Annotated in this window: 13 protein-coding genes; 10 read left to right on the top strand and 3 right to left on the bottom strand. The window is 47.8% G+C overall.

Annotation, left to right across the window (positions count from 1 at the left end):
• Positions 1-4 precede the first annotated feature (4 nt).
• Both AC3WQ3_RS07080 and AC3WQ3_RS07075 read right to left on the bottom strand, forming a co-directional pair.
• The gene (locus tag AC3WQ3_RS07080) at positions 5-1,447 is read right to left on the bottom strand and encodes a M20 family metallopeptidase (RefSeq protein ID WP_492471846.1); all 1,443 of its coding nucleotides are present in this window, start codon (positions 1,445-1,447) and stop codon (positions 5-7) included.
• Positions 1,448-1,544: 97 nt separating this feature from the next.
• On the bottom strand, positions 1,545-2,783 hold the full coding sequence (locus AC3WQ3_RS07075; protein WP_336780359.1) for an MFS transporter: 1,239 nt from the start codon (positions 2,781-2,783) through the stop codon (positions 1,545-1,547).
• 147 nt (positions 2,784-2,930) lie between these two features.
• Between AC3WQ3_RS07075 and AC3WQ3_RS07070 the strand changes: the two genes are divergently transcribed.
• Together AC3WQ3_RS07070 and AC3WQ3_RS07065 are read left to right on the top strand one after the other, a co-directional pair.
• Positions 2,931-5,000 (top strand): helix-turn-helix domain-containing protein, encoded by a 2,070-nt coding sequence (locus tag AC3WQ3_RS07070; protein ID WP_492471845.1) that lies wholly within the window; start codon positions 2,931-2,933, stop codon positions 4,998-5,000.
• A gap of 416 nt (positions 5,001-5,416) precedes the next feature.
• Complete coding sequence (locus tag AC3WQ3_RS07065; RefSeq protein WP_492471923.1) at positions 5,417-6,577, top strand: MFS transporter; 1,161 nt, start codon at positions 5,417-5,419, stop codon at positions 6,575-6,577.
• Between the two features lie 15 nt (positions 6,578-6,592).
• Here AC3WQ3_RS07065 and AC3WQ3_RS07060 read toward each other — a convergent pair whose 3' ends face one another.
• Positions 6,593-7,033, bottom strand: coding sequence for an Lrp/AsnC family transcriptional regulator (locus tag AC3WQ3_RS07060; protein ID WP_492471844.1), 441 nt, complete (start codon positions 7,031-7,033; stop codon positions 6,593-6,595).
• A 183-nt stretch (positions 7,034-7,216) separates the two neighbouring features.
• Here AC3WQ3_RS07060 and AC3WQ3_RS07055 point away from each other — a divergent pair, with 183 nt between their 5' ends.
• The 8 genes from AC3WQ3_RS07055 to AC3WQ3_RS07020 all read left to right on the top strand — a co-directional run bounded on the left by AC3WQ3_RS07055 (position 7,217) and on the right by AC3WQ3_RS07020 (position 13,508).
• Entirely contained in the window at positions 7,217-8,377 is a 1,161-nt protein-coding gene (locus tag AC3WQ3_RS07055; RefSeq protein WP_492471843.1) for a serine hydrolase domain-containing protein, read from the top strand.
• Between the two features lie 92 nt (positions 8,378-8,469).
• Complete coding sequence (locus AC3WQ3_RS07050) at positions 8,470-8,646, top strand: hypothetical protein (protein WP_492471842.1); 177 nt, start codon at positions 8,470-8,472, stop codon at positions 8,644-8,646.
• A gap of 104 nt (positions 8,647-8,750) precedes the next feature.
• Positions 8,751-9,119 carry an immunity protein TriTu family protein gene (locus tag AC3WQ3_RS07045; protein WP_492471841.1) on the top strand — a complete coding sequence of 123 codons (369 nt, stop codon included), beginning with the start codon at positions 8,751-8,753 and terminating at the stop codon, positions 9,117-9,119.
• A 127-nt stretch (positions 9,120-9,246) separates the two neighbouring features.
• On the top strand, positions 9,247-10,065 hold the full coding sequence (locus AC3WQ3_RS07040) for a purine-nucleoside phosphorylase (protein ID WP_492471840.1): 819 nt from the start codon (positions 9,247-9,249) through the stop codon (positions 10,063-10,065).
• A gap of 308 nt (positions 10,066-10,373) precedes the next feature.
• Positions 10,374-10,589, top strand: a complete 216-nt coding sequence (locus tag AC3WQ3_RS07035; RefSeq protein WP_336780365.1) for a hypothetical protein — start codon at positions 10,374-10,376, stop codon at positions 10,587-10,589.
• Entirely contained in the window at positions 10,522-10,818 is a 297-nt protein-coding gene (locus AC3WQ3_RS07030) for a GNAT family N-acetyltransferase (protein ID WP_492471922.1), read from the top strand. Before AC3WQ3_RS07035 ends, AC3WQ3_RS07030 begins: the two co-directional genes overlap by 68 nt.
• 132 nt (positions 10,819-10,950) lie before the next feature.
• The gene (locus AC3WQ3_RS07025) at positions 10,951-12,183 is read left to right on the top strand and encodes an MFS transporter (RefSeq protein WP_492471839.1); all 1,233 of its coding nucleotides are present in this window, start codon (positions 10,951-10,953) and stop codon (positions 12,181-12,183) included.
• A 2-nt stretch (positions 12,184-12,185) separates the two neighbouring features.
• The gene (locus AC3WQ3_RS07020; protein WP_336780368.1) at positions 12,186-13,508 is read left to right on the top strand and encodes an LLM class flavin-dependent oxidoreductase; all 1,323 of its coding nucleotides are present in this window, start codon (positions 12,186-12,188) and stop codon (positions 13,506-13,508) included.
• Positions 13,509-13,564: the final 56 nt, after the last annotated feature.

The raw sequence follows: 13,564 nt of genomic DNA, 5'->3' as shown, positions 1-13,564 counted from the left end.
TGTCTCATTCTCCCCGTTTGGGAGGCTGAACATCTGCGGGAACGAGGCAGTCGTATACTTCCCCGCCGAGTCTGTCCAGCAACTCCTGTTGTGCTTCCTTGACGATCTCTGGATGCAAAATGGATTCAATGGCCGTAGCTGCCATCGCTTTGGCAGCGAGCAGCATGCCCTTGTGAGCAAAACTGCTCTTGCCCTGGGCAACGGTTTGCCAAGCATGAAGCGGCGTGCCAAAGGCCATCGTGGTGGTAATACACTGAGCGGTTGGCACATTCCAGCTGACATCCGCTACATCGGTTGATCCACCCATGAAGGTCTCCTTCTCATCCGAATAAGGAGCAATAAAGTTGGGCAGTGGTCGCTCAGCCAGAAGAGGGGCGAGTTCAGGACCAACTAACGCGCCAGCTTCCTGCTGATTTTGGAGCGGCAGCGTCTCATAGATGGCTTTGGCATAATCGTATTCGTCCTCTGCATATTCGGGTGCACCGAAAGCCACGAGATGCTGATGCATCACTTTCTCAAGCGTGCTGTTCGGAATCAGGTTGGCGCATGCGCCTTCATATTTAAAATCCATCGTGGTTTCCGTCATCAGGGCAGCCCCTTCTGCGACTTTCACCAGACGTTCAAACAGACTCCGTACCTGAGCGCTCTTCGGTGCTCGAACGAGATAAGTGACCTCGGCTTCCGCCTGCACGACATTGGGTGCCAAACCGCCCGAGTTGGTTATGGCGTAGTGAATTCGGGCCTGATCAATCATGTGCTCCCGCATATAATTTGAACCGATGTTCATCAGCTCAACGGCATCGAGAGCACTTCGTCCCAGGTGGGGAGCGGCTGCAGCATGAGCACTGATGCCTTTAAAAGTAAACGTGCCGTGAATGACTGCATTGGAGCTTCCATGCATAACGGCATTCATGGAGTGAGGGTGCCAGGAGAGTGCAGCATCCACATCTTTGAAGTAGCCCTCACGAGCAAGATACGTTTTACCATATCCGCTTTCTTCGGCCGGGCATCCATAGAAACGCACCGTTCCTTGGGTATCCGGATTATCCTGAAGATAGTCTTTGACTGCGACTGCCGCAGCCACAGCGCCTATGCCGAGCAGGTTATGTCCGCAGCCATGACCGTTACCACGCGGCTGAACGGGCTGGTAGGTGCTGATTCCGGCTTCCTGGCTGAGATCAGCCAGTGCGTCATATTCGCCCAGTAAGGCAATAACAGGCAGCCCCGAACCATAGGAGGCGATGAATCCGGTCTCCAGTCCGGCAACACCTCTCTCGATCGTGAAGCCTTCGGATTCAAGCAATTCGATCAGCAGCTCTGCGGATTGAAATTCATCGAACCTTGTCTCTGCAAATTCCCAGATTCGGTCACTAGCTTGGGTAAACAACTCGCGTTTTCCTTCAATGGCATCGGATATATATTGGGTTAGATCAATCGTTGTTGTCATGGGATACACCTCTTTACATGTATTTTATGGTGAACAAGAAATGTCTTGTTTGTTATGGCATGATTCTTATCTAGAAAAAGGGTACTAAGCTGCGTCTTTAAACAGCCGTCGCCTGCACTTCAGAACCACTGTCTTGTTTCGAACGACGCGAGAAGAATAATGAAAGGGAGCAGATGAGGGCGAAGGCGATCAACATGATGAATGCCGTTGCATAAGATCCCCCTGAAGCCTCTACCAGAAATCCGATCAGCATCGGTGTCAGGAAACCGGCGAGCTGTGCACCTGTGTTAATGAATCCATTGGCCGTTGCGACTATAGATTCGGGCATGGTTTTTAGTGATTTGGAAATGATCAGCGTGGAAATAAATCCAGCCATGGCCGTTACGATGGTCATGTACGTAATAAATGTAGCAATGCTTCCCGAGGAGCCCATGAGGTACAGGAAGAAGGCCACAAGTACACCGAATACGGAAGCGATAATCCGATCTTTGCCAGCCGGGATGCGGTCAAGCACATAGCCACTGAGGAGCATGGTGAAAATGCTGACGACAGCCGGGATGGCTGAAAGCAGTCCCATTTGCGTCATATCGAGTCCCCGGACATTGACCATGTAGGTTGGCATCCAGGATTGAAGTCCCCAGTTCACGGCATAAATGCTGAAATAGCTAATAAACAAATTCCAGATCAGCGGCGTTTTCAAGACGTCTTTAAGCGATGTTTTGGGTTGTTGTCCCGAGGCAGAGGCAGCGAGTGAAGGTTTAGCCGGTTCTTTGAGTAAAAAGAACATGAGGACAGTGATGAGGATACCCACCACACCTATGATATAGAACAGGTTACGCCAGCCGATGGTGACAAGGGCGTGTCCAGTCAGAATAGGAGTGACAACCCCCATAATTGCAGCGGACGCCAGCATGATCGACATGGCTCCACTTCGCTGATTGACCGGGAAGTTGGTGGCGATAGCTTTGGAACCGGAAGGGAAGAAGCTGCCTTCACCAATACCAAACAGGAAACGAACGAAGATAAGAGAGAGTAATGACCAGGCGGAACCGGTCAGAATGGTGAATATGGACCAGGAGAACAAGGAAACAAGAATGACCTTACGGTAGCCGAAACGGTCGGCGAGTGCTCCGCCTGGGATTTGCATAATGGCATACCCGAGGAAAAAGCTGCTGAGGATGATTCCTTGTGCGGAAGCGCCCAGACCCAGGTCCTGAGTTATTCCCACAATGGCATAGTTGATGACGAAGCGATCCAGGTTGCCTAGGCACCAGCCGAGAAACAAGAGAGCGAGAACAATGTACTTGAAGTGTTTGCTGTGCATGATTTTGGACATTGTGTTACCTTCTTTCTCATCAATTGTTAACTTGATTTCTGTGTTGATATAAAGTTACAGGATGAGAGGGTACCAACACAATGTATATATATGTATAATAAATTGTAGTTTTATGTGAAAACCTACATTGACTTGGGGGCGGCTCTGTTGAATGGAATCTTACATGAAATCCTGAGAGAACGTTTGGGGAAATGCGATTATGAGGTTTGGATCAGCAGTAATTGGGAAGATTGGGTGCTGAATGAAGCCATTGGTAAAAAGGAAAGTATACCACCTTGTTTTGATGAAAGTCTCCCTCTTCAACACCCCAAAGTAGAGCAAGAATCAGATGATATCGTGTTAGTTTTTCTGCCATATAGCAATAATATATGTGTGGCAATTCGTGTCTTTATGAACTGGCACTGTTCTGCGGAAGATTTAGTTACGCTATCCTCATTACTCTACCCGTATTATACGGAGGCTGTGGCCAGCAAGCATGAACGTGCCTTGAACGAAATCATGAACAGTATCCGTGATGTGACTCAGCTGTTAGATCTGAATGAGCTGTTGGGCCGGATTTTGGTGAGTGCGCTATCGGTCATTCCTTATGAATGTATCGGGGTGTTATGGAGATACGATCCTTCAATTGATGCACTGAAGGTTAAGGCGAGAGCTGGAGAAATGGGCGAGGACATGATGAAAATGAAGCTGAAGCCGGGTGAAGGCATTATTGGCAATACATTCAAGCGAGGCATACCCAAGCTTTACAACAGTTTCTCCACAGTGGAAGATGACTTTGGCAACATGACCCCTGACAACAAGGATCATTTGAATTCGGCATACGACTTTCAGAATATCGGGTCAATCATTTCGGTGCCGATCAAGGTGGGAGGCGAGCCGGATTGCGTGTTAATCGTTTATCAAAAAGGTAGGGTCCCCATATTCACGGAATCGGATGTAAGACTGCTGCAGAGCTTTGCCGACCAGGTTTCCATTGCCATCACGAATGCCCAGCTCTATGAGGATCTGAGCAAACGGAACGAAACGCTCATCAAACGAGACGAGATTCACTCATCCTTAATGCGGCTTTCGCTGCAAAATAAGGGTGCGGTATCCATCGTTAACGAATTGACACGTATTATTGGCGTGCCAATCGTATTTATCGATTTTATTGATAATGAATGGATTCCCAAACGGAGCAGTGTCCTGAATGATTGGGATATGGAGAAACTGCGCAATCTGTACGAATCCTTGCATCATCCTGATTATCTGACATGTATCAAGGGGGAAGAAAGCCAGGTATTTCAATATTTGTACCCGATTGCTTCGGCTAATCAATGTCTCGGTTATCTGATCATGCAGATGAATACTCCGCTGGAACCATTGCAGTTAATTGCGCTGGAGCAGGGGAGCTCCATTCTGGCTCTTGAATTGATGCGCAAGCAGTCTCTGGCTGAATTTTACTTCAAGAAAACACAGCAATTCTTCAATGAACTGAGACTTAGTCAGGACTCGGAGGATTACTGGCAGAAGTCGGGGGAGATCGGGATCGGTCCTTCAACATCCATCGTAGTCGGCCTTTTGGAGTTTGCAGATCGGGTGAATCCATCCACATATAGTCCATTATCCGTTCAGCTCATTGCTTATCTGAGAGAGAAAATGCCAAGCGGAACGCTGCCTGTTGCTTTTGGGGATGAGAGACGAATGACCTTGCTGCTGATCGTGACTGATGCGTTTAAACCCGGTAAGCTGGAGCAGCAGTTCAGCTCCCTGTTGAAGGATTGGGAGAATCGAAATCAGGTGAAATTATTCGGAGGCTTAAGTTCAATCCGATCAGGTTTAGATGCGATTAATACGGGATTCCAGGAAGCCGATAAGGCACTGGCGTATCAGAAGACAAGGGGAGAACGGGGAACCATTCGCTACACGGATATAGGTGTCAACCGTTTGTTCATCCGGCAATCTGCGGAGGATCTGAATGCGTTTATGGCAGAGATCTTTGAACCGCTTCGACCTGTCAAAGGGCAGACCGGCGGACTGGAGGAAACGCTAATGACATATATGGCTTCCGGGGGATCTGCTGCTCAGACGGCAGCCACGCTTCATATTCATATCAATACTCTGTATCAGCGGATTCGCAAAATTGAAGAGATTTTGGGCATGTCCTTGAGTAACCAGGAGCACCTGCTTCATCTGCAGCTGGCCTGTTATCTGCGGCAGACATACCGCTCATCTTGATTTTTTGTAATTGGACCGAACCCGGCTACCAGAACGTATTGTCGACAAGGTGTATCTGCATCAGGATTTTTCCTCTATCAAGCTACGTTTTGTATGTGTGAACACAGGCATTGATATCAATGCCTGTACTTTATCCTATCAATCTAGTGAGTAACAGGAGCGCTATTAATCATCTTCGATTTCCTTCCATCCTATTTAACCATCGAGCATTTGGCCATTACCAATTGATATCGCTTACATTTAAATTCAAAGTGAAACACCGAAATAAAACGGATTATCCTCCTAAAACGATCGATCTGCCGTTAATTAACTATGCCAAATGTAGACCCGATTTTATAAGCTTATTCTTGTAGGCCAGAGGCTTCTGGACTTACACAAATAAGGGATAAAGGAGAGTCTTCGTGAACGTGAACGCAATGGCAAAGGAGCGTCTTCCCTGGTCAGGTCTGCTTGCATTGGCTATGGCTGGATTTATATGCATCCTTACAGAAAGTCTACCGGCGGGACTGCTGCCGCAAATAGCACAAGATCTGGAAATCAGAGAAGGTTTAGCTGGACAACTCGTCACATTATACGCAGTGGGATCTCTTCTGGCAGCGATCCCCTTTACGACTGCTACACGTGGATGGAGACGCAGGCCTCTGCTGTTATTATGCATCCTCGGTTTTCTGATTTTCAACACGATTACGGCCGTCTCTTCGGTATACGGAGTTACCCTTGCTGCCCGTTTTATGGCGGGTGTGTCTGCTGGCGTATTGTGGGGAATGACTGCCGGTTACGCACGCCGGATGGTTTCAAGCTCGTTAAGGGGGAAAGCGATGGCAGTGGCCATGGTGGGCACACCTTTGGCGCTTGCACTGGGCGTTCCCTTGGGTACCTTTTTGGGCAATTACGCAGGGTGGCGTCTTATTTTCGGAACAATTTCGTTATTGACGGCTGCGCTTGTAGTTTGGGTCCTATGGAAAGTACCTGATTATAAGGGGGAGCCTGCTCGTCATCAGCTTGCGCTTTATCGAATTTTTGTTATTCCTGGGGTGCGTCCCATATTATTAGTTGTTCTGGCCTGGGTCCTCGCCCATAACATTCTGTACACGTATATATCACCTTATCTGGGTGAGACCGTGCTGTCTGAACGGGTGGATCTGGTTCTGCTGATCTTTGGACTGACTTCAGTGATCGGTATATGGATTATTGGGCTGCTGATTGATCGTTACATCAGGCTCTTGGTTCTAATCAGCTTAGTTATATTCGCACTTGCCTCGCTGGCGATGGGGGTTTTTATCCATCAACCGACTGTGATCATTATGGGGGTAGTTGCCTGGGGACTTACATTTGGAGGGGCCGCTACGTTATTGCAGACTGCAATTGCGCAAGCCGGGGGCAAGAGTGCTGATGTCGCCCAATCTATGCTGGTAACAGCATGGAATCTGGGAATTGGGGGAGGAGGGATCATCGGAGCCATCCTTTTGAACCAGGTGGGAGCTCGTTTTCTGCCGATTTCCTTGATTCTGTTGATTCTTATCGCCTTGGTTGTCGCCTGTTCCGCCAGAAAACATGGTTTTCCCAAAACGGGCTAAGAACGAAACTACCATTTACAGCACATTCGTTTCTTCGATGAGATTTTTGGCTGCGATAGGTGAAGATATGGCGATAAGGGTAGTGTAGGTACCGTATGGATCACATCGGTCTCCAAATGCTTCAAGATCAGCAATGGAATCCGTCATGATCTTTAACAGGTAGTTATGTTCTCCGCTCACGCGATGACATTCGACCACTTCCGGTGACGAACGGCAGAAATCAAGAAAGGCATGACAATCCCGTGTGCGAAAAAGGAGATAGGAAGTACTCGATTTCCCTATTTTCTGTGGAGAAATGATGGTGCGGTACTCCTCAATTACACCGCTTTCTTCCAATCGTTTCACACGTTCTGTTACGGCGGGTTGAGATAAACCTACCAGCTTGCCCAATTCTGTCATAGATAGCCTTGCCTGGTTTTGCAAATGAAAGAGAATATTCGTATCGATTTGGTCCATGAAATGGCCCCCTTTAAATTATAGGAAATGCATTGTAATTACCTTTATATTCATGGCAGATTATTGTGGATAACTTGGTTGCCTTATGTAATACGGATGAGGACATTTATATAATAAGCATACTTACTTTAAATAATCAAGTGGTAGCACATGGAGAGGAAGAGGGAAATGGGAGACAGAGATATGAAGTTTAATTCTGTATCTGTGGATGAAGTCATTCACCGGACATTGGCAGAAAAAAGAATCGTGGGTTCCGTTGTTCAGATTGCCTGGAAAGGGGAGCTGGTCTATAACAGCGCTGCTGGCCTTGCAGATCGGGAGCAGAACATACCAATGCAAGAAAACGCACTGTTTAGGTATGCTTCTGTAACCAAGCCGATTGTATCTACCGCTGCCATGGTATTGATTTCCCAAGGAAAATTAAAGCTGGATGATCTGGTAGCAACATGGCTTCCTGAATTTCTTCCTCAACAGCCAAACGGGGAAGTTGCATCAATGACGGTTCATCATCTAATGACACATACGGCGGGGTTAACGTATCGCTTTTTTCAGGAAAACGGGGGAACCTACGAACTTGCCGAAGTATCAGATGGGATGGATATCGCTGGCGTTACACTGGAAGAAAATTTGCTCAGGATTGCTTCTGTACCACTACTGTATGAGCCCGGGAAGATGTGGAGATATTCGATTGCAACGGATGTACTTGGTGCAGTCATTGAGAAAGTGACTGGGATGACACTGCGCGAGGCGGTACAACGGTTCGTCACTCATCCACTGGGCATGAAAGACACGGATTTTGCTGCTGTCGATCCGGAGAGGTTGACTGCTGCCTATGCGGACAGTTTTAACAGTAATGGGCGACCTCGTCGCTTGCATGATATGGACCATGTTCCTTTTATTGAAGGAACGGCCGGCTTCCGCCTTGCACCAGAAAGAGTTCTCGATCCATCGGCCTATTACTCAGGTGGCGCGGGGATGGTTGGAAGTGCAGGAGACTTTCTTCTTTTGCTTGAAACGCTGCGTCAAGGTGGGGGCTCTCTTCTGCCTAAATCACTGGTCACCGATATGACGACCAATCATATTGGCGATCTTGACATGCCTTATTGGCCGGGCAGAGGATTTGGGCTGGGATTTACGTTGCTGAAAGATCCGATAGAGGCGGCTACCCCGGAATCCGTTGGAACGTGGCGTATGGGAGGAACCTATGGTCACTCATGGTTTGTTGATCCGACAGAAGAGCTGAGCGTTGTTGCGTTCACGAACACAGCTCTGGAGGGTATGTCAGGCAGGTTTACAACTGAATTGTGCGAGGCTGTCTATGAGGGGATTGGGCGAAAGAGATAACTTGCATTATGGATCAATATGGAAAAATATGATAATGTAGAGCAGTAGGTTACAGTTGTGTTCTGAATTTGATCCCGAAATGAGATGAGAAGATGGACCGAATAAGGAATTACTTGTTTCTTTTTGCAGGCCATTTTGCAGCTGCCTATATGATCTTTCCTGAAAGTACTATTGGAAAATCCATGATGTTTGCTGTACTGATGCTGTTACTGATCATGGGGATGGATTTCATAAAAAGCAAAATGCGTTATTCGCTGGATCAGCAGTAAGGGTGATTGCAGTTACCTGTTGATGTAAAATATGTTATTATTTTTCAATAAATGAGACCGATTCTCGACAGAGGATCGGTTTTTTGTGTAATGTTGAAGCATGAATGACACAAGAATGGTTAAGCCTGAAGGCGGGGTACTTTCATATGATTCGAAAACAATTTAATCAATGGGCCGAACAAAAGGCAGGCCCGCTGCGAACGCTTCATATTACTACAGAACCGGTGAACCGTGGCCATGTGAACGAACAGTATATTCCCGACCCCTCGACCGGGTTTGTTCATGAATCAGGGTGTGCCATGGGCCAAGTGACTGTCTGGGAGTCCGGACAAATGGAATACGAGGTAATAAACATCGAAACGGAAGAATTGATCTTGTGGAAGTATATAGAGCAGATTCAGGAAGAGACTCCTGATTTTGATAAGCTTTTGCAAGGTTATTTCCAAGTGTTACAGACGGGCGTTAATGCTTAACGTATACAGCGTGAGACTGCCCAGAAGTGTTGGTTGCCGACTTCCATTTACATCATGTCCATTGTTCATTACACTTGAAGTATAGTCATACGAATCCCCACTACAGATGATCAGGAGGAAACCATTCATGCATCAATCCGAACATATTCAAGAAGCTAGAGATTACATATTAAACCGAATCAACACCAAGCCTGTCGTAGGCATGATCCTAGGTTCCGGCCTTGGAGCACTTGCGGACGAGATCGAGAATGCTACAGTTATTCCCTATACGGATATTCCGTATTTTGCACAATCTGAAGCTGTTGGTCACGCTAACGAGCTGGTCATTGGCGAACTCATGGGCAAAACAGTCGTCGCGATGAAAGGACGTCTTCATTATTATGAAGGTTTCACGCTGGATGAAGTGACGTTTCCGGTTCGCATCATGAAGGCGCTGGGTGTTGAGCAATTGATCATTACCAATGCCTGCGGAGCGATCAACACAAGCTTCCAGCCAGGTCAGCTGATGCTCATTACGGATCACATTAACCTGGTAGGCAACAATCCATTGATGGGACCCAATAACGCCGAACTCGGTGTCCGTTTCCCTGACGTGTCCCAGGTATATAGCCGCGAGTTGCGCAGTATTGCCCTTAAGGTTGCAGAAGAGCAGAAGGTCAGCCTGCAGCAAGGGGTGTATGCGTGGTGGAGTGGCCCTGCGTATGAGACACCAGCCGAGATTCGCATGATTCGGACGATGGGCGCGGATGCTGTAGGTATGTCTACGGTTCCTGAAGCGATCGTAGCCATCCATGGCGGCATGAAGGTGCTGGGCATTTCCTGTCTGACCAACATGGCCTGCGGCATTCTGGATCAGCCGCTCAGTCATGATGAAGTCATCGAAGTGGCTGCAAAAGTGAAGACGACCTTTATCGGGCTTGTCAAAGGCATCCTGCAAGAGATGTAGGGAAGAGAGGCTTCTCCTTTTCGTAGAAATAGCAACACAGAAAGAAGCATTGTTCATGTCGGATGATATCCGGTGGACTATGCTTTTTTTTGATCATAATCCTATGCGAAAATACTCCTAAACGGGCAGAAACGACCTATAATAAGAGAGGACTTGTCTTCAAATTTGTCGTTTGGAACCGTTCGAAGATTATTCGCGAGATTATACGTGCCAAGAAAATGGATAATGAATTGATGTAGAAGTCAGCAAGCAGTAGTACATATGCGAAGAAACAGGTAGTGGAAGTATTGAATACGGAGGTTGTATTAATGAACCAACTAACAATGCATCAAGCTGTGCAGGAAGATGTGGAGCGGCTTGCTGATTTGCGTGCCCTGGTTCTGTATGATGATCTGACCAGATTGGGAAGGTATGACGGTGAAGGTTCGGGAACGTTTCCGGAACACATTCGATCCGATCTATACATGGATTATACAGCTGGAGGGTTCACCTGTAGGTTGTGTGTCACTGAAGCCTACGGCTGAGGGTGCTCTGTTGGAGCACTTTTATATTCATCCGGATGTGCAGGGCAGGAGGATTGGAACCGAAGTATTGCAAAAGCTACTGGAAAAGGACGAAGTCAGAGGTAAACGTGTCATATTGAATGTGCTGCAGGGAAGCCGGGCGAAGCATTTATATGAACGTTTCGGGTTTCTTGTAGATCGTGAAGATGAGGTAGATGTTTTTATGTCTATCCAGCTAACTGAAAATTGAGCGTTAAATGGCATAATGACAGGCCCATTCATTTAATTCTTGAATGGGTCTATTGAACTTTTCTATTATACTTTCCTGCATCCGTATCCTAATATGGATAATAACCTACTTATTTTATAGGAATTATATACTATGGAGAATACCGATATGCCGGATTGGAAGCGTAATCTGTATATTCTGTGGTTGGGGCTTTTTTTCAATCATATGTCGTACACCTTGTCCGTGCCGTTCTTTCCTCTGTTTCTGCAAAATGATCTCGGAATTGAGAGCGGGCTGGAGGTCTGGTCCGGTGTCTCGATCTCGATCAGCTTTCTGATCAGCGGACTATGTGCGCCCTTCTGGGGATCACTGGCTGACAAATACGGCAGCAAGCTGATGCTGATCCGTTCAGGTGTTGGGCTGGCGATTGCCCATTCTGCCAACTATTTTGTTCAGGATCCTTACACCTTCATTGCTGTTCGGGTCTTTCAGGGACTCATGGCAGGATTCAATCCGGCCTCCATCACATTGGTTGGCACGAATACGCCGGAGAAACATGTGGGCTACGCGCTGGGTGTCATCTCCACATCCACTGCAGCAGGCGGAATTCTTGGGCCTCTTGCTGGAGGTGTGCTCAGTCAATGGATTGGGCTGCGGGGATGCTTCATTGCCTCCGGGATCATTACACTGTTCTCGGCTCTGCTGGTTCTTGGTGTAAAAGAGTCGCGCAGATCTCATAAAGTGGCTTCCACCAGTATTCTTGGAGATCTGAAGAGAGCGGCATCCACTCCCGGTTTAATGCGGATCTATGGACTTATTTTACTCGTCTCCACGTCCGTGCTCATTATCGAACCGGTGCTGACGCTGTATGTCGTTCAGATCGGCGGAGATATAAGCCATGCGACACTCAGTGCAGGCATCGTTTTTTCAGTCATCGGCGTAGCGACAGTCATTATGGGACCGAAATGGGGAAAGATTGGTGGCAGGATCGGGTATGAGAAAACCTTGTTTATCGGGCTGATCGGCGGCGGCATTGGCAGTCTTCTTCAGCTAACCGCGTATAATCTCGTGTATTTTGGAAGTTTGCGATTTATCTATGGTCTGTTCTTCGCTGCGGTCTACCCGGCTCTCAATGCATTAATAATCAAATATGCGGAGCACGAATTCCGGGGCAGGGCAGTTAGTCTCAGCCAGACGGCGAGCCAATTCGGTATTGTGCTTGGACCTTTGATTGGCGGCTTTCTTGGTGGATGGACCGGCATTCCTTTTATTTTTCTGCTTACAGGGATCGTACTTCTCGGGGCAGCCTGGGTGGTAAAGGTAAGTGATATGAAGCCATTGAACAAGAGTGACCGGATTACCCACGAAAACATAGGGAGGACTTGAATATGACGAAACGACAATTGAAATTGGGGGCCAATCTGAACGGAGTCGGGAATAGTATTTCCTTCTGGCGACACCCTGACATTCCGATTAATGCCAGTGTTAACCTTGATTTTTACAAAAAACAGGCGCGTAAAGCGGAGGAAGGCAAGTTCGATCTCCTATTCATTGCTGACGGTCTCTTTATTAACGAAAAATCCAATCCTCATTTCCTGAATCGCTTCGAGCCATTGACCTTGTTGTCTGTGCTGGCAGGAGCCACTTCCAATATTGGGCTGGTTGCGACATTATCGACTTCCTACAGCGAACCGTTTACGGTAGCGAGGCAATTTGCTTCACTGGATCAAATTAGCAGAGGACGGTCGGGCTGGAACGTAGTCACTTCCCCACTGGAAGGATCGGCACTGAACTTTGGCAAAGGCGAACATCCAAACCATGCGCTGCGCTATGAAATTGCCGAAGAGCACCTGAATGTGGTCAAAGGACTGTGGGATTCCTGGGAGGATGATGCATTTGTCGGGGACAAGGAGAATGGTGTCTTCTTCGACCCTTCCAAGCTCCATACGCTGAATCACAAAGGGAACCATTTCTTGGTACAGGGGCCGCTCAATGTGGCACGTTCGAAACAGGGTTATCCGGTCATTTTTCAGGCAGGTTCATCCGAATCCGGCAAAGACCTGGCAGCGAAATCAGCAGATGCTGTATATACGGGACATGAGACGTTTGAGGAAGCAAGGGAGTTTTACCGGGACGTTAAGGCAAGAGCGGTAGTATATGGACGTCAGGCTGAAGACATACTGATCTTTCCGGGTATCGGTCCAATTGTGGGCAGAACAGCGGAAGAGGCAGAGCAAAAGTATCAGGAAATTGCCGGCCTGGTCAGTATTGACCACGCGCTGAATTATTTGGGGCGTTATTTTGACCATTATGACTTTTCAGAATATCCGCTCGACGAGCCTTTCCCTGAGATTGGTGATGTGGGCAGCAACAGTTTCCGCAGTACAACGGACAAGATCAAGCAGCAGGCACGAGAAGAGGGGCTGACTCTCCGCCAAGTCGCGCTAAGAGCGTCAACGCCGCGAACCTCTTTCATTGGAACACCCGACCAGATTGCCGATCAGATTCAGGAGTGGTTTGAAGGCGAAGCCGCAGACGGATTCAATATCCGTACGGTTGTGCCGAATGGACTGGCGGATTTCGTGGATCTGGTTGTCCCCGTTCTGCAGGAACGAGGACTGTTCCGAACGGAATATGAGCATGAGACGCTTCGGGAGAACCTGGGACTTGAAATTCCGCGTAATCGGTACACGCTGGAACGTGTGAACTAAATGAAGTAATATGACGATGGATATTCAGGTTTGACAAACTTGACCAAAGCCCCGTT

It is taken from the genome of Paenibacillus sp. FW104-T2 (assembly GCF_058789975.1).
Note: the sequence above shows the minus strand (reverse complement) of the source record. Positions and strands in the feature narration are given on the sequence as shown.